The 21,282-nt window shown below is 52.3% G+C and carries 17 protein-coding genes and 2 pseudogenes; 14 read left to right on the top strand and 5 right to left on the bottom strand.

What is annotated here, in order from left to right; all coding sequences use genetic code 11:
- Positions 1-97: 97 nt before the first annotated feature.
- The 6 genes from FBY13_RS13905 to FBY13_RS13880 all read left to right on the top strand — a co-directional run bounded on the left by FBY13_RS13905 (position 98) and on the right by FBY13_RS13880 (position 7,690).
- The gene (locus FBY13_RS13905; protein ID WP_145394458.1) at positions 98-760 is read left to right on the top strand and encodes a YfdX family protein; all 663 of its coding nucleotides are present in this window, start codon (positions 98-100) and stop codon (positions 758-760) included.
- A 423-nt stretch (positions 761-1,183) separates the two neighbouring features.
- Positions 1,184-2,767: a methyl-accepting chemotaxis protein gene (locus tag FBY13_RS13900; protein WP_145394457.1), complete on the top strand. Its 1,584-nt coding sequence runs from the start codon at positions 1,184-1,186 to the stop codon at positions 2,765-2,767.
- A gap of 201 nt (positions 2,768-2,968) precedes the next feature.
- Positions 2,969-3,364: a thioesterase family protein gene (locus FBY13_RS13895; RefSeq protein ID WP_145394456.1), complete on the top strand. Its 396-nt coding sequence runs from the start codon at positions 2,969-2,971 to the stop codon at positions 3,362-3,364.
- A gap of 298 nt (positions 3,365-3,662) precedes the next feature.
- A complete protein-coding gene (locus FBY13_RS23855; RefSeq protein ID WP_145394455.1) occupies positions 3,663-4,949 on the top strand; it encodes a PAS domain-containing methyl-accepting chemotaxis protein in 1,287 nt (428 codons plus the stop codon).
- Positions 4,950-5,373: 424 nt separating this feature from the next.
- Positions 5,374-6,147, top strand: coding sequence for a DUF1868 domain-containing protein (locus FBY13_RS13885; RefSeq protein WP_145394454.1), 774 nt, complete (start codon positions 5,374-5,376; stop codon positions 6,145-6,147).
- A 334-nt stretch (positions 6,148-6,481) separates the two neighbouring features.
- Positions 6,482-7,690: an aldose 1-epimerase family protein gene (locus FBY13_RS13880; protein WP_145394453.1), complete on the top strand. Its 1,209-nt coding sequence runs from the start codon at positions 6,482-6,484 to the stop codon at positions 7,688-7,690.
- Between the two features lie 218 nt (positions 7,691-7,908).
- Here FBY13_RS13880 and FBY13_RS13875 read toward each other — a convergent pair whose 3' ends face one another.
- Both FBY13_RS13875 and FBY13_RS23465 read right to left on the bottom strand, forming a co-directional pair.
- Entirely contained in the window at positions 7,909-8,730 is an 822-nt protein-coding gene (locus FBY13_RS13875) for a TIM barrel protein (protein WP_145394452.1), read from the bottom strand.
- Positions 8,731-9,110: 380 nt separating this feature from the next.
- Positions 9,111-9,287 carry a hypothetical protein gene (locus FBY13_RS23465; RefSeq protein ID WP_186440820.1) on the bottom strand — a complete coding sequence of 59 codons (177 nt, stop codon included), beginning with the start codon at positions 9,285-9,287 and terminating at the stop codon, positions 9,111-9,113.
- Positions 9,288-9,798: 511 nt separating this feature from the next.
- Here FBY13_RS23465 and iolD point away from each other — a divergent pair.
- The 4 genes and pseudogenes from iolD to FBY13_RS13855 all read left to right on the top strand — a co-directional run bounded on the left by iolD (position 9,799) and on the right by FBY13_RS13855 (position 14,991).
- Complete coding sequence (gene iolD / locus FBY13_RS13870; protein ID WP_145394451.1) at positions 9,799-11,739, top strand: 3D-(3,5/4)-trihydroxycyclohexane-1,2-dione acylhydrolase (decyclizing); 1,941 nt, start codon at positions 9,799-9,801, stop codon at positions 11,737-11,739.
- A 93-nt stretch (positions 11,740-11,832) separates the two neighbouring features.
- Positions 11,833-11,964, top strand: a pseudogene (locus FBY13_RS13865) (inositol 2-dehydrogenase); the annotation flags it as partial.
- Positions 11,965-12,004: 40 nt separating this feature from the next.
- The gene (locus tag FBY13_RS13860; RefSeq protein ID WP_109716964.1) at positions 12,005-12,901 is read left to right on the top strand and encodes a sugar phosphate isomerase/epimerase family protein; all 897 of its coding nucleotides are present in this window, start codon (positions 12,005-12,007) and stop codon (positions 12,899-12,901) included.
- A gap of 605 nt (positions 12,902-13,506) precedes the next feature.
- Entirely contained in the window at positions 13,507-14,991 is a 1,485-nt protein-coding gene (locus tag FBY13_RS13855) for a sugar porter family MFS transporter (RefSeq protein WP_145394450.1), read from the top strand.
- Positions 14,992-15,278: 287 nt separating this feature from the next.
- Here the strand turns inward: FBY13_RS13855 and FBY13_RS13850 are convergent, their stop codons facing one another.
- Complete coding sequence (locus FBY13_RS13850; RefSeq protein WP_145394449.1) at positions 15,279-15,641, bottom strand: hypothetical protein; 363 nt, start codon at positions 15,639-15,641, stop codon at positions 15,279-15,281.
- A 243-nt stretch (positions 15,642-15,884) separates the two neighbouring features.
- Entirely contained in the window at positions 15,885-16,799 is a 915-nt protein-coding gene (locus FBY13_RS13845; RefSeq protein ID WP_145394448.1) for a LysR family transcriptional regulator, read from the bottom strand.
- A gap of 148 nt (positions 16,800-16,947) precedes the next feature.
- On the opposite strand from FBY13_RS13845, the gene FBY13_RS13840 reads away from it, so the two are divergent.
- Both FBY13_RS13840 and FBY13_RS13835 read left to right on the top strand, forming a co-directional pair.
- Positions 16,948-18,369, top strand: coding sequence for a M20 family metallopeptidase (locus tag FBY13_RS13840; protein WP_145394447.1), 1,422 nt, complete (start codon positions 16,948-16,950; stop codon positions 18,367-18,369).
- Positions 18,366-19,640, top strand: a complete 1,275-nt coding sequence (locus FBY13_RS13835; protein WP_063880886.1) for an MFS transporter — start codon at positions 18,366-18,368, stop codon at positions 19,638-19,640. The genes FBY13_RS13840 and FBY13_RS13835 overlap by 4 nt, the downstream gene beginning before the upstream one ends.
- Before the next feature lie 72 nt (positions 19,641-19,712).
- Here FBY13_RS13835 and FBY13_RS13830 read toward each other — a convergent pair whose 3' ends face one another.
- Positions 19,713-20,066 carry a hypothetical protein gene (locus FBY13_RS13830; protein WP_145394446.1) on the bottom strand — a complete coding sequence of 118 codons (354 nt, stop codon included), beginning with the start codon at positions 20,064-20,066 and terminating at the stop codon, positions 19,713-19,715.
- Between the two features lie 613 nt (positions 20,067-20,679).
- Between FBY13_RS13830 and FBY13_RS13825 the strand changes: the two are divergent.
- Positions 20,680-20,974, top strand: a pseudogene (locus FBY13_RS13825) (DUF3577 domain-containing protein); the annotation flags it as partial.
- Positions 20,975-21,052: 78 nt separating this feature from the next.
- Positions 21,053-21,282 (top strand): transposase (locus FBY13_RS13820; protein WP_145394445.1); only part of this gene is annotated, 230 nt, incomplete at its 3' end.

Below are 21,282 nucleotides of genomic sequence, written 5' to 3'. Positions count from 1 at the left end.
TATTTTTGCAAACCAGTAATAACCCGTAAGAAGGCACTCTCGATGTAATCAATGACGTTAGCACCTTTCGGATGCATAAATGCAGAGGATAACTATCATGAAAAAGATGATTATTAGCTCAATGATTGTAGCCGTACTCGTTTTTACCGGCGGTGCCGCAGCCGCAGAATCATTCAAAGACAGCCATACGTTAAATAACGAAGTCGTGTCTGCGCAGGCCGCACAGGCGATGAATGACATTCAGCTTTCTCGCAATGCGTTATTTAATGGCCAGACGCAGCAGGCTAAAACGCTGGCGACCCAGGCTGAAACGTATCTTAAAGATAATAGCGTGGACTGGACCAGGTATATTCGCTACGATAAAAAGGCCCCAATAACCGGTGATAACTATATTCGTATAGGCTCGGACGTCTCGGTTTCTGAAGATTATCAACTTTCCAAACAGAAAAATGACGCGATCGATCAAGCCAACCAGCATATTAAGGCGGGAGATAAACAAGGCGCGCTCAATGCGTTGAAACTGGCAGGGGTTGCCGTTACCGAAACGCAGGAACTCATGCCGTTGCAGCAAACCGAAAATGACGTTTCCAACGCGCTTGCCATGATGAAACAGGATAAGTACTACCAGGCAGGCATGTTGCTGAAATCAGCAGAAGAGGGGGTCATTTACGACACCCAAACCTATTCAGAAAGCCCTGTTAACCCAACCATGCATCACACTCAAACGGGTACCCATGCTCAGCCAGGTAATAAAGGATAACCATCGTTTTTAATAAAGTTACGTTATTAAATAACGCTGCCGCTTTCATTATTCAGGATGAAAGCGGCAACGTATATCTATAAATACACTATAAGATAATCTGCTTATCTCTTGTTGCGCATAAGTATTACGAATACATCCCACTTCATAAAAAAAGAAATGACTTTTTCACTGAACAAACCATCTTTTCTGGTTATTCGAATTTATTTAAACGAACGCTGCCGCGCGATACACTTTTTCAAACAACGCTCCAGCACCCTGCCCTTTCTATTGATAACCAATGAAATTACTTTTTAACTAAACTAAAGGATAGTTTTCTAAAAAAAAAGACCTCGGGTTATAAACTGCAATTCATCTTTGCCGATAAACGAAATGTAATGGCTTTAATGACAAAAATAATAAGATCACTTATCGGGGAAAAACATGAAAATCACAACAGGCCGTAAAATCGCTTTAGCGTTCGGCATCATCGTCATCGTCTCGCTGATTGGCAGCAGTTTGTCGATCACTAACTTTCTTAAACTGCGCCAGGCCAACACCTGGAACGTCCACAGTTACCAGGTCATGAGCGTCAGCGACAGCATGCTGACCGATATGGTTAATATGGAAACCGGCGTGCGTGGGTTTGTTGTCTCTGGCAATGACAACTTTCTGGCACCGTTTAACAGCGGTAAAACCGCTTTCGATCAGAAGTACAGCCAGCTACGCTCGATGACTGCGGATAACGCCGAGCAGCAGCAAAGGCTGGCATCACTGCTTGAATTGCATAACAGCGTTCAGGGCGTAGATGAGCAACTGATCGCCTTACGCCGCGAGGTGAACAGCGGCAAGCAACCGTTGGAGACCCTGACGCATTTCTTTCAGGAAGGCCGTGATAAAGCGTTTATGGATCGCTATCGTGCCCTCGCCGCTGAATTCAACGGTGCGGAAGCCACACTGTTAGCCAAACGTTCTGCAGAGGTAAACAGTCTGGCCTTTGCCACCAAAATGACGCTGAGTCTGGCAGGTATCACCACCATTCTGCTTTCTATCATTCTGGGCACCATTATTACGCGCAGTATTATCCGCGCACTGGGCGGCGAGCCAAAAGCAGCTGCTGATATTGCCGGGATGATTGCGCAGGGTAACCTGACCGTGGAGATCGCCGTTCCGGTCAAAGGACAGAGTAGCCTGATGGGCTCTCTTGAAGCCATGCGCATGCAGTTAGTCACCATCGTCAGCGGTATCCAGTCCTCTGCTGAGCTAATCAACAATTCTGCGAGCGAAATCGCGCAGGGCAATGTCGATCTGGCCCAACGTACTGAAGAGCAGGCCGCGGCGCTTGAACAAACGGCTGCCAGCATGGAACAACTTACCGCTACCGTGCGTCAGAATACCGATAATGCGCGTCATGCGAATACACAGGCCGACACAACGTCACATGTGGCGACGCAGGGCGGTGATGTGGTGAAACAGGTTGTTGAGACCATGCGCTCCATTTCAGAAAGCTCAGGCAAAGTGGCAGAAATCATTTCGGTCATCGAAGGCATTGCTTTCCAGACCAATATCCTGGCGCTGAACGCCGCGGTTGAAGCCGCAAGAGCGGGTGAAGGTGGACGCGGATTTGCCGTTGTCGCCGGTGAGGTGCGTTCGCTGGCCTTACGCAGTTCCACTGCCGCCAAAGAGATCAAAGATTTGATCACTCAGTCGGTTGAACATGTGGCAAAAGGCTCAGGACTGGCCCGCCAGGCCGGTAATACGATGGAAGAGATCGTGAAATCGGTGCAGGGCGTGACGACGATTATGGGCGAAATCACCATCGCTTCCGATGAGCAGAGCAATGGTATCGGTCAGGTCAGCATTGCCGTCAGCCAGATGGACCAGGTGACCCAGCAGAACGCCGCTCTCGTTCAGCAGGTTTCTTCTGCCGCACAAGGTATGCTGGAGCAAACGGTGATGTTACGCGACGCGGTTTCCATCTTCCGCATCGAAAAAAGCGCTAACCTCGCTACCCCGGCTTTCCGCTAACCGGCACGCTTTTATTCTGAGTGCCTGAGTCATCACAGAGCCCGGACCCGCTAACCGCTGGCCCGGGCCTGTCTTAACGCTTGCGCCGATCATGCCTGTTGCCCCCACGCTTTTCCCGCGTATCCCTTGCCAAAAAAAGCGTTTTAAAAAACACCGATGACCACTAAAGTGAGCATAACCTTACTCACAACGGGCGCGACTATGTTTACGAAAACCTATCAGGTTGACGAAAAGCACATTGATTTTCAGGGCGTGGTGGATGGACTTTACTATCCGTTTTATATGGAATGGACACGTCACGCATTTATGAAAGAGCACCTTGGCGTCGATCTTGAAGAAGAGTTTGCCGCAGGCCGAATTCATATACTACTTGAGTACTCGCTGCGCTTTAAAAAGAGCCTGAAAAAAGGCGATGAAATGCAGGTCACCTGCGCGCTGGCCGCCAATGAAAAACGCAACCGCGTTAACTTCATCCAACAAATTCTGGTAAACAATGTGGTGTACGCCGAGGCGGTTTTCACCGGCACCTGTCTGGAAAATGGTCGCCCGTCCATCCCGGAATTTTTGCGCAGTGCGATTCCGGATAATCCGTCGTAACGCGGCCTCACTCTGCCACATTGCAACGACGTCCGCCGCACGCGGATGCTGTTAAGGCCGTCACCTCATCGTTGAGGCGCATGCCCTCTGTTGTCTCCACGGCATGTCCTTGATGAATAGCGTGACGCGCCTCACTGCTCTGTTTCGATATGACCGAAATGTGACCTAAATATGACACACGCGATGCCGATAACCTTAGTGGACCCGAGTCGATCGGCCTCCCTTTAAACGGGTCGTTGTCTCTCCACTACGTGGTCAAAATCTTTTGACCTTTTAACGGCTATAAATGGAGAGATCTATGTTTTCCCTCACGCGTTTACTACCAGGCAAAATTTCGCTGGCTGTGTCAGATGCTCAAAATAACATTCAGGCGATAAAGGCCTGTAGCGGTTGGATCGAATTTACCCCAGAGGGGAGCATTCTCTCGGCCAACCCGGCCTTTCTGGCCGTGACCGGCTATCAGCTTAACGAAATCACCGGACAGCACCATCGCATGTTCTGTAAGCCAGAGTTCGTCCACTCCCGTGAATATGGCCAGTTCTGGGAAAGACTGGCATCCGGGCAGTCGTTCAGCGGCATCTTCGAACGCTACAGAAAAGACAAAAGCCTGCTCTACCTGAGCGCCAACTATTTCCCCGTGAAAGACAAACACGGCACCGTTAAAAAAATCATCAAAATCGCCAATGACATTACCGACAGGCATGAAGAGCTGACGCACAAAGAAGCCATTATTACTGCGCTGAATAATACAATGGCGACGATTGAATTTACTCCGCATGGTGACATCATCAATGCGAACGAAAACTTCCTCGCGCTGATGGAGTACGATCTTGCAGAGATCAAAGGCAAGCATCACCGTATGTTCTGCTTCGATGCGTTCTATAAAGAAAACCCGGATTTCTGGAATAAAATTCAGCATGGCCGGTCCTTTACCGGACGTTTCGAAAGGGTAACTGCGTCAGGGAAGCGCGTCTGGCTTGAAGCCAACTACAATCCGGTTAAAGATGCCTCGGGGCACGTGTATAAAGTGATTAAGCTGGCTTCCGATATCACCGAACGCGTGGAAACGGCGAAGCAGGTTGCCGATATCGCCATGAGCACATCTGAAAAAACCTCTCATATCACCGTTAATGCAAACGATGTACTGAGCCAAACGGTGCGTAACGCGGAATCAATGGCCTCGCAGGTCAATGCGGCAACGGCAATCAGTGACAAACTGAATTACTCGGCCAAAGATATCAAAGAGATTGTCTCGACCATTAACAACATTGCCGGACAAACTAATATTCTGGCGCTGAATGCCGCAATTGAAGCCGCACGTGCGGGCGAAGCGGGACGCGGTTTTGCCGTCGTGGCGGAAGAAGTCAGACGTCTTGCCGCCTCCACCTCTCAGGCGACGCAGAAAATCAGCAAGGTGGTTGAAGAAAATACTAATCTTATTGATGAGATGTACCGACAGCTCGATGAGATCAACCACTTTCTCACCACAGAAAACGACAAGATCACTAATCTCTCAGACAATATTCAGGAAATTTTTAGCGGGGTAAAAGAGTTCGTCACCGTGATTCACAGGCTGGATGTGTAATCGAAAAGCGCCAGTATCGATAATATGCTGACCGCTTGCGTCAGCGGCGCGCCTGGTCAGGCCATCCTGAAAAGACGACCATCATTCCCTCAGCGCAGAGCGGCTCACGCGTCAGCCCTTATCACATAGTGATGCCGCCCGCTGCCATCGGCTCCCTTTATCGATGTCGGAGCAACCCGTTCAATTCTGCTTTCCCGCCCATCGGGTCATCGTATGGTCACAGACTTCGCGTAGCCTGCTTGATCATTTGCACATATTTTCATCGGGCAGGCGGCCTGTGCAACGCTGGTACGCCGGTTAAAGGGTTGGTCTGCAATGATGCGTAGACCAGAGGCACGCACAGTTGCCGCCTCAATCCCGTTCGCGCATGCATGACACTTTTGAGTGCGTTTGCCGGACGATTCGCTGATACAGGGGGAGCACCATGACAACACGGAGAACACTTTTGAAAGGAACGCTGTTGACGCTGGCCGGGATGGCCACCTCCATGAGCCGGGCTGCCGATCATTTGCCGAACGACACAGGCAGAAAATTTGCGGCTGACGGGCGCGTACTGCCGTTTCGGGGCAACACGATTATTTGTCATCTGCCACAGCAAGAAAAAGATTCTGACTCGTTCGATGCGCTGCTGGATATTTACCGCGCATTACCGGCTGAACCCTGGGCGCGCAACGTTACGGCACTGCCGCCATCCAGCTATCATATGACGGTCTTCGGTGGCGCAAACGACAAGGCCCGTCACTATCCCCTCTGGCCAGCCGGACTCCCACTCGATATACCGATAGAGGAATGCGATCGTATCCTGGCCGATCGGCTGCGGCAATTTCGCCTGGGTGAGGATGCCTCTCCTTACCGTATGCGCGTTGATCCGGCAGAGCCGTCCGTGAAGGAAAAGCCGCTGACGCTTCGCCTGCTGTCAGCCGATGAGGATACCGAAACCCGCCTGCGCCGTTTGCGCGATCGGCTATCGCAGGTGACTGGCATTCATGAGCCAGACCATGAGCGTTACGGTTTCCACATCACCCTGGGTTATCAGTTCGCCCCCCTGACCGACGACGAGGACGCCGCATGGCGACGTTCGCTGGCGGCATGGAAAACAACCATTGCCCAACGTGTCCCGGTGATAACCCTGGGTAATCCTGAGTATTGCCTGATGAACGATATGTTCGCATTCAGGCGTCAGTTTTATCTGACATAACGGACGCGCGTCTGCAACAGGCACGCCAGGCGCGGCTGAAAATGCCGCCGCCCTTCCCCAGCCAGGCATACCGGCAAAGCACGTTTATAATGACCTGGCCCGCCCGACTGGCCCGGCTCTTTACGCCCGCTCGTATCGGCTGAATCGTTACAACGCTAATCCTGTTAACCGCCGTAATCGTCACCTTTCTCATTTTTATCTGTGACCCGGCGCACAGTGCTGGGGCATTTGTGGATTCTTTTTCCAGCAGGTGAGGCGAATCACGTTTCGGTTAAGTGCAAATCAGTAAATTCCCTTAACGACTGAAAAAACGATTCAGCTTAAGGAAGGAAAGATGAAGACTAAAATCGCACTTGCCGTATTCGCCGTGATGATATCGGGTTCCGTGTCAGCAAAAACCTGGGTGCTGACGAGTGCTGAACAAGGCACAGACAAAGGAAACTGGCAAATAACCAGCAGCGAGCTGAAGTTACAGGGTAAACCGTTCAGCATCGAACAGAAAGTCCTGCACGGCGGTAAACAAGAAGGCAGTAAAATCCTTGAGATTCGCAGTCAGGATGGCCTGACCATCACGCTGATCCCCACCCGAGGAATGAACCTGCTGCGAGTAGAAGGTTTTGGCACCCGGCTGGGCTGGGATTCCCCCTTGAAAGAGGTGGTGAACCCGGCTTACATCAATCTTGAAAGCCGAAATGGCCTGGGTTGGCTGGAAGGTTTCAACGAAATGATGGTGCGCTGCGGCTATGAATGGACCGGGCATCCGGTGAACGACAAAGGGCGCATCTATACGCTGCACGGTAAAGCGGGTAATACACCGGTATCCCAGCTTGAAGTCGAGGTAGCCGATGCGGCCCCGCATGAGATTCGTATTCGGGGTTTGATCAAAGAGAGCACGTTCAAAAAAGCGGATCTCCAGACGCTTACCGAACTGCGCTATGTGCCTGGCAGCAATCAGTTCAGCCTGCATGACGTGCTGACTAACCATTCAGATTACCCGCACGATTACGAGATTATTTATCACAGCAACTTTAGTACGCCGATTCTGGAAGAAGGCGCTCGTTTCCTCGCTCCGATGTCGAGCATCAGTCCGTTTAATGATTACGCCAAAGCGGGTTTGAAAAACTGGCAAACCTATCAGGGACCGACCAAAGACTTTGATGAAATGGTGTTTAACATCAAGCCGCTTTCCGACAAGGATCATCACACGGTCGCTGCCGTCGTCAATAAAGCCGGAAATAAAGGCGCCTCCATCCAGTTTGATACCCAACAACTGCCACTGCTGACTTTGTGGAAAAATACCGACACGCTGAAACAAGGTTACGTCACCGGTATTGAACCCGGCACCAACTATGCCTATCCGGTGACCGTTGAACGTGAACAGAAGCGGGTGAAACAGCTGGCGCCAGGAGCAAGTACGGCGTTTGATCTGACCTATACGCTATTGCACAACAGCGAGCAGGTTAATGCCGTTGAAAAACGCATTAAGGCGATTCAGGGCGACACGAAGATTGATGAGAATGCTACGCCAATAGCGACAGAGTAAAACATCCTGCCTCTCTGCCGGGAAGTTTGTCCTCTCTCAGAGCGGACAGATGATGAATCACACTGACGGGCATGATTGCCCGTCAGTGCATCAACGAAGCCTGGGCGCGTTTACTTCGACGCCCTGTTGGCCGTTCCTCATAATGCTGTTTCTGCGAACCGAAGATGCATGAGATATCATCGATGAATCAGCAGGTTAAACCTCACGGGCGAGGCACTTTACCTCAAAGAATGTTGAATCAGTTGGATGCTGTTTTTAATTTCATGCTGAATCTTGGTCTCATCCCAGTCCGCCAGTTCTGGCGCAAAAGGTTCAAAGGCATAAATACCTTTATAGCCTCGTTCTTCAAGCTGTTTAACCTGGCGACAGGTGAACAGGCGATCTTCCGGCGTTAACATTATGCGCTCGGCATCGGTCAGGCTTTCACGCGGACGTTTGTCCTCCACGCCCGACAGGTGAACCAGACCGATTTGGGCGATATCCACATGGCTGAATTCGGCGTCAGCATCGGGATAGAGATGATGATGGAAGGTGTCGATTAATAATTTAAAGGGAACATGGGCATCACGAATAAGATTCTGCGCCTGCGCTGCCGAACGCAGCGAGCTTTGTGGGAAGCCCAGCGGCTCAACCAGTCCGGTTATTCCATAGGTCGCGAACAGCGGTGCCACATCGCGCAGCGCGTTTACTGTTACCTCTGGCGCAACCGACGAGCCGTCGTTCAGGGGACAAAGCACCAGCGAACGTGCGCCCACCGCTTTGGCATCAGCCAGCAAGGACTCGGTCAGTTGGCGAACCTGTTCCGTACGCTGATTGAAGGGATAAACGGCGTTTATGGTAATAATGTCAATGCCATAGCGTTCAGCCAGTGCGCAAACCTGGGCAGCACTCAGGTTGTCCATCACTTTACCGCTGGGCAAGTCGTTACGAAGTTCAACCTTATTCAACCCTAAACCGTTCACCAGCCTGAAGAAGGCTTCAATGCTCAGCGAGGGGGCGATCTTTCTGTTAATACAAAAACGTTCTGCGGCAATGGTCATGCGACTCTCCTGAACCCGGTAACATCAAGCGAACCCAACGGGATAATAAAAATATTTATTTCATTTTATATTAAAAGGAAAATAAATTTCTTTGATGACTCTCGCAAAATACGTTAACGCCTGGTTAGAAACCTCAGAAAAGAAAGAACAAAACCCGCCATTTCCCTTAATTAACAACAGAATATTCACCATTCTTCGCCTGACAAAAAACCGGCAGGTTCACGTGGAAAAATGCCCCCCTGATGAAATGTAAATTTCATTTAAATGCCCTTTAAGCACCCTGCGAGGACAGTGACAGTCAGGTGTGAATCTTTTACCGATGTCAGGCAGTACCTGATTATCGCGGGTCAGGTTATTAGTGGAGAGCAACCATCCAGCCATTACAGTGTGGTCATCGGGGCGATAGCCTGCGCGCCGTTGCCGGTTGGGCGACCAGAATAGTTGAAGCAACGGGCGACATCTTCCGGCCTCGCCGCGCTTTGCCGGGCAACGGAAGCGACGGGCAGCCGCTCCATACCAATGACGTCAAACTGCATTGAGGCGGCATTTGTGAGCATGTCGTTTTGTGTGCCTTGCCGGGCCGGGTCATCGATCTGAGCGCGTTCCGCATGGGGGCAGCGATCGCCCTTAATGGAATTTACATTCCATAATTAATTTAAATGAAATATAAATTTAAAAAGTGCGAATGCGCTGTCACTTTTTCCTCTGCGCCTGGCGCGCGCGGCCGTTATGACGTGCCAATGCATCCCAATAAGCAGCCTGTCTGAAGTGGTATTTTTATTTTAGAATTCAAAATAATGCCGCATTCCTCGATCTTTCATGCGCATGCCTTGCTCACCTGGCAGGCACTACGCCCCCACATCCCCGCCGGAATAGCAGTAGAGTTTGATCGCCCTCGCAAAATGAAATCTTTCTTCTGTATTATGGTTTAATGAAAAAAATGTTTGCCTATAATCGGGCATTATCCAGATTAAGGTACAACCTCTTCACTGCGTCAAGGCAAACACCGCCTGACAGAGCAAGGGGCCGGGCGACAGGCTACTACCGATCAAAACAGGAATGAGCAAAATGGGCAAAGTGAGACTGACAATGGCGCAGGCGCTGGTTACGTTCCTTGATAATCAGTATCTGAAAGTGGATGGTGAAGAGCTCAAATTTGTTAAAGGCATTTTCGCTATATTCGGGCACGGTAACGTGCTGGGACTGGGTCAGGCGCTGGAGCAGAACTGCGGCGATCTGCGGGTGTTCCAGGGGCGTAACGAACAGGGGATGGCACATGCGGCAACCGGGTTTGCGAAGCAATCTCTGCGTCGTCAAATCATTGCCTGCACCTCTTCTATCGGCCCTGGTGCGGCCAATATGATTACCGCCGCAGCCACGGCCACAGCAAACCGCATTCCTTTATTGCTCCTGCCCGGTGACACTTTTGCAACACGGCAGCCCGATCCCGTGCTGCAGCAAATCGAGCAGAGCCACGATCTCAGTATCAGCACTAACGACGCGTTTCGCCCGGTAAGCAAATACTGGGATCGCATTACTCGCCCGGAACAACTGATGAGCGCCTGCCTTAATGCGATGCGCGTTCTGACCGATCCCGCTGAAACCGGCGCGGTCACACTCTGTTTGCCTCAGGATGTGCAGGGCGAAGCCTGGGACTATCCAGAGTCCTTTTTTGCCCGACGGGTGCACGTGTTAGATCGTCGTCCGGCAAGTCAGGCGCAACTGGATGACGCTATTGCTGCTATTAAAGCAAGCCAAAAGCCGCTGATCGTCTGCGGCGGTGGGGTGAAGTACGCGGGCGCAGGCCAGGCATTGATGCATTTTGCCAGCCGTTACGGTATCCCGTTTGTCGAAACCCAGGCTGGCAAAGGCACCGTTGTCTCATCACACCCTTTTAACGCGGGCGGTGTCGGAGAAACCGGCTGTCTGGCCGCCAACCAACTGGCGAAAGAGGCCGATCTGGTTATCGGCATCGGTACGCGCTTCAGCGACTTTACCACCTCATCGAAATGGATTTTCCAGCATCCGTCCGTCCGCTTCCTGAATATCAACGTCAGTAATTTTGATGCCTGGAAACTGGATGGTATGCCGCTTCTGGCCGATGCGCTCACGGCGCTCAACACGCTGGATGCGGTGCTGGAAAAAGAAACCTGGCGCGCCAGTTGGGGCGACCGTATTGCCGAGCTGCTCACTCAACAGCACAAAGAAACTCAGCGTGTCTATCAGGCAGTATGGAAGGAAACGTCTTTCGTGCCTGAAATCGACGACCATCTGGATCGCGAGTCAGTCTACCGTGAATTTCGTCAAATAACCGACTCAACCCTGACACAAAGCAGCGTACTGGGCGTCCTCAACGAGGTGCTTCCGGAAGAATCGGTGATTGTGGCCGCAGCGGGAAGTCTGCCGGGCGATTTGCAACGTGTCTGGCGCACCCGGGCCGAAAATACCTATCACGTCGAGTACGGTTACTCATGTATGGGTTATGAAGTCAGCGCCGCGCTGGGCGTAAAGCTGGCACAGCCGCAAAGCGAGGTCTATGCGCTGGTGGGCGACGGCTCTTTTATGATGCTGCACTCCGAGCTCGTCACATCGCTGCAGGAACGCGCGAAGATTAATATCGTGCTGCTCGATAACATGACTAACGGATGTATTAACAACCTGCAAATGGAACACGGCATGAACAGTTTCTGCACCGAGTTCCGCTACCGCTCCCCGGAAAATGGCCGACTGACCGGTGGCCTCGTTCCCGTCGATTTTGCCGCAATTGCAGCGGGCTATGGCTGCAAGACCTGGCGAGTCACCAGCCTTGATGAACTGCGTCAGGCGCTTGATGCCTCGCGCCACGAAGCGGGCAGCACACTGATTGATATTAAAGTGTTGCCGAAAACGATGGTGCACAAATATGGCAGTTGGTGGAACGTTGGCGTCGCGCAAACGGCGCTTTCGGAACGGATTCGCAAGGTTGCTAAACAGATCAATGAAAAACGCGCGCAGGCGCGCGATTACTGAGTGCCGTCCTGACCCTGAAGCCTGTGAACATGTGGGCGTAAGATCATGGCGTTACGCCTCGGTGTCACAGGTGCTGGCCTCATCGGTAAAGAACGTATTCGCCGTCCCTCAGCCTGGGATGGCTATGCTGCATCTGTTGCGGCCGATGCCAGCCTGAAAACAGCGGAAACTGGCGAAACGGTAAGCGTTACGCTGCCTGAACGCCCCTCTTTTTATCAGCGTTAAGCGCTGGCCTACCATCCATTTTTACTGACAGGTAACAATGATGAAAATTGCATTTGACGTAGACGTGATAAAAGATCTGGGCGTGACCCGGATGGTGCACCAGGTCGCGGATTGGGGTTATAAGTACATCGAGCAGTCGCCGCATCCCCAGATCAATCCTTTCTATAAACATCCGCGCGCCAGCCGTGAAATCATTACGGAATATAAGCGGGCGCTGAATGAAACCGGTTTAGAGATATCTTCATTTATTTGTGTTTATCGCTGGTCGGGGCCTGATGAACTGCGTCGTCAGGCCGCCGTGAAAAACTGGAAGCGCCTGGTTGAAATCGCCGTCGAGATGGGCGTGCAGGTCATTAATACCGAATTCTCCGGCGATCCAAATCAACCAGAAATCTGCGACGAAATGTTCTATCGCTCAATGGAAGAACTGTTGCCTGTTTTTGAACGTGAGGGCATTCGTGTTGAGATTCAGGCTCATCCGTGGGATTTTTGCGAAGAGAACGACGGGACGGTCGACGTAGTGAAATCGTTTCGCAGCGATAACGTCAAATATATCTACAGCGTGCCGCACACCTTCTTTTACGACAAAGGAATCGGTGACGTCGCAAGAATGTTGCGCTATGCCGGTGACGATCTGTCCCATGTGCTCATCGCTGACACCATGAACCACACCAGGCACTGTCGTTATATCGTTAATCCTCCGGGTGTTGATGCCACCATCCACCAGCATGTTGCCGTAGGTGAAGGTGAAGTGGATTTCGACGCGCTGTTCCGTACCCTGCGCGAAATGAAATTCGCCGAGAAGACCTTCAACGTCGGCGGTGAATCTATCGTGGCCGCGTCCCTTTTTGGTTATCCGGAAAAGATGAAGTACCAGGCTGTGGAAACGCGTGAATTGATTGAACGTGAATTGCTCGGTCACACCTCAGCAGTATAACGGTAAGACGTTCGGAAAAGAGTAAGCGGGCTCATGACAAGGATGTCATTGATTTTCTCATGTATTTCGCTGAAGAGAAGCGTCTGGCAAAAAGGCATCAAGCGCTGGAGAGGCAAGAGCACAGTTACCCTCGCCCAGCTTGCAGGCAACACACGCATTCTCTGGATGAAAAGCGGGCACAGCATCGTTGATAACAACCGTCGTGCGTAAGCGCCTCTTACCACCTGACACTGATTTTCTACCCGCCACTTTGTGAAAGAAAAATTCCAAATATTCCACTTAATTCCAGTCTCGTTCAGGCCGGTTTAATGCCGACAGCGCGGTAAATTTTCACGCGTTTGAATCGAATAATATCAATATCCTGGCATCACGTCGGGCCAGCATGCTGCGTTCACATTTTGTTCAGCACCTCTCCTCTTCCTGTCGTTTCATAAAAAATAATTAACAAAACATGATCCATAACTCAAACATAAAATTTCATAGTTAACATTGATGAAATTTTTGATCTAAATTAATGCTGTTAATTTAGGTGTACTGAGGTGAATGCTTTGCGCCTGGACAAATTTTAGATTTATTTCTCTTACATCAGGTGACTGGAGTCTTGTATGACGAAAGAACAATTTCTCACACTGAACAACGCATCGGGCCCAAACAGTAACGCACCCACTTCGCCTTTTGTGAAGATCGTTGCGCTCATCGCAACGCTAGGTGGTTTACTTTTTGGGTACGATACCGGCGTGATTTCTGGCGCGTTGCTTTTTATGGGCGATGAGCTGCATCTCACCCCCTTCACAACCGGGCTGATCACCAGTTCTTTGCTGTTTGGTGCCGCCTTTGGCGCGTTGTTATCAGGCCATCTGGCAGCAGCAGCGGGCAGAAGGAAAATAATCCTCTACCTGGCCGTTATTTTTGCGATTGGCGCGGCAGGCACGTCACTGGCACCAGACGTAAACTGGATGGTTTTTTTTCGTCTTATCCTGGGCGTGGCGGTCGGCGGCGCGGCGGCGACCGTGCCGGTTTATATCGCAGAGATGGCCCCCGCCAATAAACGTGGGCAACTGGTGACGCTCCAGGAACTGATGATTGTCTCGGGCCAGCTCCTGGCTTATATCTCGAATGCGACCTTCCACGAAATATGGGGAGGTGAAAGCACCTGGCGCTGGATGCTGGTGGTAGCAACGCTTCCTGCCGTATTGCTGTGGATCGGGATGATGTTTATGCCCGATACGCCACGCTGGTATGCCATGAAAGGCCGTCTGGCTGAGGCTCGCCGCGTACTTGAACGCACGCGCCACAAGGATGAGGTGGAATGGGAGCTGATGGAGATTACCGAGACGCTGGAAGAACAGAGCTCGCTGGGTAAACCGCGTTTACGTGAAATGCTGACGCCGTGGCTGTTCAAACTTTTTTTGATTGGTGTCGGTATCGCCGTTATCCAGCAGCTAACCGGCGTCAACACCATTATGTATTATGCCCCCACCGTGCTGAAGTCAGTCGGTATGTCGGATAACGCCGCGCTTTTTGCCACCATCGCCAACGGCGTGGTGTCCGTCTTGATGACGTTCGTTGGGATCTGGATGCTGGGTAAAGTGGGTCGCCGAACCATGGTGATGACGGGACAGTTTGGTTGCACCGCCTGTCTGGTCTTTGTTGGCACGGTGAGCTATCTGCTGCCTGAAACGGTTAATGGTCAGCCAGATGCGCTACGGGCTTATATGGTACTGGCGGGCATGCTGATGTTTCTCAGTTTCCAGCAGGGTGCCTTGTCACCCGTGACATGGTTGTTATTGTCAGAGATATTTCCGACGCGACTGCGTGGCATCTTTATGGGCGGTGCCGTATTCGCCATGTGGATAGCGAACTTCCTGATCTCTCTTTTCTTCCCTCTACTTCTTGCCTGGGTTGGTCTGGCGGGTACGTTCTTTATTTTCGCCGCCATTGGACTCTTTGGTGCCATCTTTGTTATCAAATGCGTGCCGGAAACCCGCAACAGGAGCCTGGAGCAGATCGAGCATTATCTGAAAGGCTGGCTTGATGATGAAAATCGCCATACGGCCAACAATGCCGTTTTCGTTTCAAAAAGCCGCTAACGGCACAGGCGCTTAAGAGTTGGCAATCGCATGTGCCGTAATGAGGACGTTAAAGGGATGATAATGCTCAATGTTATCTGACGATGCCCTGAGGATGACAGCGTGCCAATCTCAACGCTGCGTTGGGCATGACGAAGATAATAACCTTTTGCGCCGCCAGCTGAGCCTTCATACAGTATAACCGCCCCGGATACAGAGACAGGCTGATATTCGGGGCGTTATTTATTACCGTCAGGCGCTGAGCTAAGCACCGGTGTTCCCCCTACGGACTAATTTAGGGAAAGCCGTTAGGCCGAAAAGCGACAAGGACGATCAAGCTCATCGAGCTTCTTTTCCACCAGCCATTGGAACGTTTTGCCATCAGGGCGGGAATACAGCGCTTTTCTTAGCGGGACGAGCGCTACCCACTTTTGAGCAATCGTCATTTTTCTGACATCGGCTAGCAGCAGCCCATGATGTTCGCTTATCGCCCGGTTAACGGCCTGCTCGGCGGTGACGCCGGTCCAGTTACGGTTGCGCTTCAGCGCTTCGCCAAACCACAGCAGGCGAAAACTCTGGTGACGTTCAATCAGCCCTTTCACCGCACTGACGCGCTGCCAGAACGTTTTACTGAGGGTCTCAATGACATCCTCAGGAAAGAAAGAATCCATGGTGGTTCTCCTTTGCAGATGAATGTTCAGGTCGTTATGTGCCGCTCTACTCTGTGTTATCGGCAAACTTCCGGCAGAGATACAGCGGCTTATGAAAGGAATGATAGGCCGGTCACAGGCAGAATCCTCGCCCTTTTACAGCCTTTTACGTCCTTTACACTATCTAAAGAGAGATGACATGACGTGTGAATGAAAAGCCCCGTGTCTGGCGCATTTCCCGTGATCAATAAGCTGGCAGTGGGATTACAGGGTCAGCGGCTCGTCCAGCGCGTTCAGTTGCAGCCGCGCAAACCCTAAAAATACTTCCAGCGCGGCGCTGCGGGGCCGACCGGAAGGCACCTGCAACTGCAAATTGCGCTGGCTTAGCTGATCGATGCCCACGGATCGCAAAACCAGTCCGTGCGCTTCGGCTTCCTGTATCACGCTGAAAGCACTGCAAATGGTCACGGCTAACGGCGTATGCAGCAGGAACTGAAACAGGGTTGAGAAATTATCGCAGGTGACGACCGGTTCAATCAGATTGCCGCTCATGTGGCTCGCCAGCTCGAACAGCTGACGTACCGTGGTGTTTTGCTGCGGCAGCGCCAGCGGATAATGGCTGATATCGCTGAGTGTCACCTGCGGCGCGCTGGCCAGTGGGTGGCTCTGATGCATCACCAACAGCACCGGTGCAGGCCAGGAACCGAGGATCTCAACTCCGTGCTCAGCGTGCAGGCTGAACTGCAATGCCAGGTCACATTCTCCGTTGCGTATCAGTTCTGATACGCCCTGCGGGCTGGCGACTTTGATTTCAAAAAGAATGCCGGGGTTATCTTCCCGAAAGGCGGCAATCATGCGGGGCAGCAACGTAAAGGCCAGTCCATCGGTACAGGCCAGCCGAATCAACGTACGGCGCACGGCTTTCAGCCCTTTGATTTCCGCCAGCGCGTATTCCATATCCAGCATATTTTTGCGCACGTGATGAGCAAAGATTTCCCCGGCTTCATTCAGCACCATGCCACGCGCATGACGCTCAAACAACGGCACGCCCACCTGTGTTTCCAGCCGCTGAATCTGACGACTGATTGCCGACACGGCAATAAACAGCTGCTCACTCGCCGCGCTGAGCGAGCCTGTATTCGCGACGGCGAGGAAATAGCGGATTTCATTACTGATCATGCGGTCGCCTCATGCTGGTGCATGCCTCGAAAACGGGCACGTTTGCTTTGCTTTAAAAGCAAACCTTACTAGATAAATTGATAATGGTGGCAAAGCAGCGTTTCAGCAATGATGACAAAACCATAATATGAATAAAAGACGAGCAAACATGACAGCCCAACAAGCGGTAGACCAGGCCACCGCATGGTTCGACAGTGGCGAGTTTCAACGGATACTCGCACGCCGCGTTTCGCAGCGTACCGAGAGCCAGCGTCAGGATCGCGACAGCGAATTACACCACTATTTACATGACGAAATCGGCCCACAGCTGAGTGCATTGGGTTTTACCCTGCACTTCATCGAGAACGCCGAAGCGGCCCATCGTCCGTTTCTGGTCGCAGTGCGCATTGAAGATCCCACGCTGCCTACCCTGCTGAGCTACGGTCATGGCGATGTGGTGTTTGGCGATGATGAAAACTGGCGCGAAGGATTATTGCCCTGGCAGCTCGTTGAAGAAGGCGATCGCTGGTACGCCCGTGGCAGCGCAGATAACAAAGGTCAGCACTGCGTGAATCTGGCCGCGCTGGAACAGGTGTTCATCGCACGCGGTGGACGTCTGGGCTTCAACTGCAAGCTGCTGTTCGAGATGGGCGAAGAGATCAGTTCCCCCGGCCTGGCGCAGCTGTGCCAGCAGCACGGTGATCTGCTGAAAGCCGATCTGTTTATCGCCTCGGACGGTCCACGTCTGAATGCAGTGCAACCTACCCTGTTTCTGGGCTCGCGCGGGGCCGTGAATTTCCGCCTGACGGTGACTGCCCGTGACAACGCCTATCACTCCGGCAACTGGGGCGGCTTGCTGAGCAATCCTGGCACCCAACTGGCCAATGCCATTGCCGCGCTGGTTAATGCCCAGGGCGTACTTCAGGTTGAGGCGCTGAAACCCAACTCGCTGACCCCGCAGGTGCGCGACATTCTCAGCCAGATTAAGGTTGGCGGGATGCCGGGCGATCCCGAGATCGATCCGAACTGGGGCGAACCGGCATTGACGCCAACGGAACGTCTGTATGGCTGGAACACGCTCGAAGTACTGGCATTCCTGACGGGCAATCCTGCGCGCCCGATGAACGCCATTCCGGGTGAAGCCAGCGCCGTCTGTCAGCTGCGCTTTGTGGTGGGCACCGACTGGAAGAACCTGGCGCAGCACGTCAGCGAACATCTGGCGCAGCACGGCTTTGGCTACGTGAAGGTCGAGTTTATGCGCGGATCGCCGGCAACCCGCCTTGATCCCACCGATCCACTGGTCGACTGGGTGTTAGCCAGCATCGCCGAAACCAGCGGTAAAAAACCGGCTCTGCTGCCCAATCTGGGCGGATCGCTGCCCAACGAGGTGTTTTCCGACATCCTCGGCCTGCCCACATTGTGGGTGTCGCACTCTTATCCCGCCTGCGGTCAGCACGGCGTGAACGAACATATGCTGAAGTCGATTGCGCGTGAAGGTCTGCAAATCATGACCCGACTGTTATGGGACTTAGGCGAGCAAGGCCGCGAACTGGTGGCGAAGCACCGTCAACATGCCGGAGGTGCCGCATGAGCACACTCAACACGGCTGCACCGCTGCACGCGAATAAACCCAGCCTGCACAAAACCCTTTTCGCCACCTGCATCGGTAACGCGCTGGAGTGGTTTGATATTGCGGTTTACGGCTTTTTTGCCAGCTATATTGCCCATGCGTTTTTCCCGACCAGCGATCCGTCCGTTTCTATGCTGCTGACCTTCGGCAGTTTCGGTGTCTCCTTCCTGATCCGTCCGCTGGGCGCGATTGTGCTGGGTAACTACGCCGATCGCCACGGGCGTAAGAAGGCGCTGCTGTTGTCCATCAATCTGATGATGCTGGGCGGTGCCATCATTACGTTCATGCCAGGCTACGCGAGCATTGGTCTGGCTGCGCCTTTGTTGATTCTGCTGGCGCGCCTGGTGCAAGGCTTTTCTGCGGGTGGCGAATTTGGCAGCTCGACGGCGTTTCTGGTGGAGCATTTCCCCGAGCGCAAAGCCTTTATCGCCAGCTGGCAGTTCGCCACCCAGGGGGCAAGTACGCTGATGGCATCCGCGTTTGGTCTGGGATTAACGCAGATCCTTACTGAAAGCCAGATTCAGGACTGGGGCTGGCGCATTCCTTTTGCCTTTGGTCTGCTGATTGGCCCGCTGGGGATTTATATTCGTCGCCACGTACATGAACCTGCCAGCTTCGCCACGCGGCAGCCTGAAGTCGCCCCGCTTAAGCGCCTGTTTGGCCGTCAGAAAGAGCTGATGCTGCTGGCGATTGGCCTGATGGTCATCTCTACGGCGGTTAACTACATGCTCAACTATGTGCCGACCTATGCCACCCGTAACCTGCACCTGCCCGGCTCTGTCGCCTTCACCGCCACCTTGCTGGCGGGCGTGATCCTGACCGTAGTGACGCCGATTATGGGCCTGTGGGCAGAGCGCGTTGGCCGTGTCCCATTGATGTGGGGATCGCTGATTTTACTGATCGTCACCATCTATCCTGCCTTTAAGCTGGTGGTGAATCACACCACGCCCACCACGTTGATCGTTATGGTCTGCTGGATGGCGTTGCTGAAGTCGATTTACTTCTCCACGGTGCCGTCGGTCATGGCCGATCTGTTTCCAATGGGCACCCGCGCCAGCGGGATGGCGATCAGCTATAACATCGCGGTGACGGTATTTGGCGGATTTGCGCCGCTAATCTGTACGCTGTTGATTACCGCCACCGGCACCAGCCTGGCTCCCGGCTATTACCTGATGGCGATGTCGGTGCTGAGCGGCCTGGCGCTGCTGCGGAGTCAAAAGCGGATTCGGTGAGGGAACAGGTGCACAGGGTTGTGCACCTGACGGATTTTATTACCGCGTTAACGTTCCAGAGATTGAGGATGGCTATGCCTGAGAGAGTGCGTTATCCGGCTTGGTCGCCCGCTTCGCCATATCGGCAAGCGCTGGAATAAGCAGGCTGATGGCATTCAGCCCGTGCCCAAGCTGGCAAAGGCTTTCAGGCGTAAATTCTTTCACGTTATTATCGGCAAACGTCACCAAGGAATCGCCAATAAAGTGCAGACAATGGCAAAGCCCAGCGCGTGTTTCGTCACAATACTCTGTAATTAAAGAACGTGAATACGCTTCCATATTTGAAAAATCCATCTGAGAAAGCGCGTCATGCATTCCAGAATACAGACACTCACGATCGGGCAATGATTGATAAAAGGTGTCCATGTTACTATCGACATCAGCCATAGCATTAGTCTCCATAATGTTGTGGTCAGAAGCCCGGTTTGTGTTCGCGCACAGCCGGGCTTCGCTCTTTCTGTTGCATCACACCCTATAAGTGCGATGTAATTACAACCACCCGATATTAAGGACTTTGTAATTACAATGTCAAAAGAAAAGGCCAAAACAGACCAGTACCAAATCCGACTTTCTCACGAATTTCGGACGCAGCTCGAAGAACAGGCGCGGGAAGATGGTGACGTCAACCTGGCGACATGGATAAAGCGGATACTGAGGAAAGAGCTTAAGGCAAGGGGCGTTGAGCCGAAGGGGTGAGTTTTACTTAGAGTGATTTTACTAAATGGCAGTATTGTTGTTGTCTCAACAACCAACCAATTTTTCAGCAGCCTGAGAGAAATGCTTACGTGGTTGCCATCTAAAACTTCATGACCTGAGAGAAGTGCTGCTTATACAGTGGTCGATCCGCTCAACCTCTTAATGCGGATATCACCTGTGTGATGAGGTTCTTTGTACTAACCAGCCTGCGCTGCATAGCTATACGCGCTTCCTGACGGAAAGCATTTACCCGTCAGGGATGAATGTTTCTCCGTCAACATTTCCCACTCTTAGAGTAAACATCATGACTGCTATCACGACCAATATTTCTGCATACAATACCAACACCACTTCTACCAAAGCGGAAAATTTCAATCTCGACATCAAAGTATCTGAGCAACATTCGCAGAATTGAAACCTTCAATGGTGGCTTCCCATGCGTTTTGATAAATGCGCTTAGCGGCCCTACTGACAACACTACTTATGTGCGCTTTGATGCCACTTTCGCCAGTAAGGAGGCAACGGATCTTACAAGCCGCTGCAAGAAAGCTGTAGACGAGGACCAGAAAGTGCTGCTTAGTTTTACTCTCAGTAACCTGATGTCTGTGACCTGCTCCCCGTTGATTAATACACCGCGATGTTAGTAATGTCTTCATCAGTCACATGAGGACATCCCCATGAAGAAGCGATTTTCCGACGAACAGATCATCAGTATTCTCCGCGAGGCCGAAGCCGGGATTTCAGCCCGGGAACTCTGCCGTAAGCATGCTATTTCAGACGCTACCTTTTACACCTGGCGCAAGAAGTTTGGTGGCATGGAGGTGCCCGAGGTTAAGCACCTTATGTCGCCTGAGGAAGAGAACGCCAGACTCAGGAAACTGCCTGCCGAAGCCATGCTGGATAAGGA

Source organism: Pantoea sp. SJZ147, from assembly GCF_007828605.1.
GTDB classification, from domain to species: domain Bacteria; phylum Pseudomonadota; class Gammaproteobacteria; order Enterobacterales; family Enterobacteriaceae; genus Pantoea; species Pantoea allii.
This window is presented reverse-complemented; position numbering and strand designations above follow the sequence as displayed.

Coding starts and splice junctions, on each gene's coding strand:
- FBY13_RS13885 (WP_145394454.1), top strand. CDS start 5,374: ATGACAACACGGAGAACACTTTTGAAAGGAACGCTGTTGACGCTGGCC.
- FBY13_RS13835 (WP_063880886.1), top strand. CDS start 18,366: ATGAGCACACTCAACACGGCTGCACCGCTGCACGCGAATAAACCCAGC.
- FBY13_RS23465 (WP_186440820.1), bottom strand. CDS start 9,287: ATGCTCACAAATGCCGCCTCAATGCAGTTTGACGTCATTGGTATGGAG.
- FBY13_RS13895 (WP_145394456.1), top strand. CDS start 2,969: ATGTTTACGAAAACCTATCAGGTTGACGAAAAGCACATTGATTTTCAG.
- FBY13_RS13905 (WP_145394458.1), top strand. CDS start 98: ATGAAAAAGATGATTATTAGCTCAATGATTGTAGCCGTACTCGTTTTT.
- FBY13_RS13875 (WP_145394452.1), bottom strand. CDS start 8,730: ATGACCATTGCCGCAGAACGTTTTTGTATTAACAGAAAGATCGCCCCC.
- FBY13_RS13850 (WP_145394449.1), bottom strand. CDS start 15,641: ATGGATTCTTTCTTTCCTGAGGATGTCATTGAGACCCTCAGTAAAACG.
- FBY13_RS23855 (WP_145394455.1), top strand. CDS start 3,663: ATGTTTTCCCTCACGCGTTTACTACCAGGCAAAATTTCGCTGGCTGTG.
- iolD (WP_145394451.1), top strand. CDS start 9,799: ATGGGCAAAGTGAGACTGACAATGGCGCAGGCGCTGGTTACGTTCCTT.
- FBY13_RS13840 (WP_145394447.1), top strand. CDS start 16,948: ATGACAGCCCAACAAGCGGTAGACCAGGCCACCGCATGGTTCGACAGT.
- FBY13_RS13845 (WP_145394448.1), bottom strand. CDS start 16,799: ATGATCAGTAATGAAATCCGCTATTTCCTCGCCGTCGCGAATACAGGC.
- FBY13_RS13880 (WP_145394453.1), top strand. CDS start 6,482: ATGAAGACTAAAATCGCACTTGCCGTATTCGCCGTGATGATATCGGGT.
- FBY13_RS13855 (WP_145394450.1), top strand. CDS start 13,507: ATGACGAAAGAACAATTTCTCACACTGAACAACGCATCGGGCCCAAAC.
- FBY13_RS13860 (WP_109716964.1), top strand. CDS start 12,005: ATGAAAATTGCATTTGACGTAGACGTGATAAAAGATCTGGGCGTGACC.
- FBY13_RS13900 (WP_145394457.1), top strand. CDS start 1,184: ATGAAAATCACAACAGGCCGTAAAATCGCTTTAGCGTTCGGCATCATC.
- FBY13_RS13830 (WP_145394446.1), bottom strand. CDS start 20,066: ATGGCTGATGTCGATAGTAACATGGACACCTTTTATCAATCATTGCCC.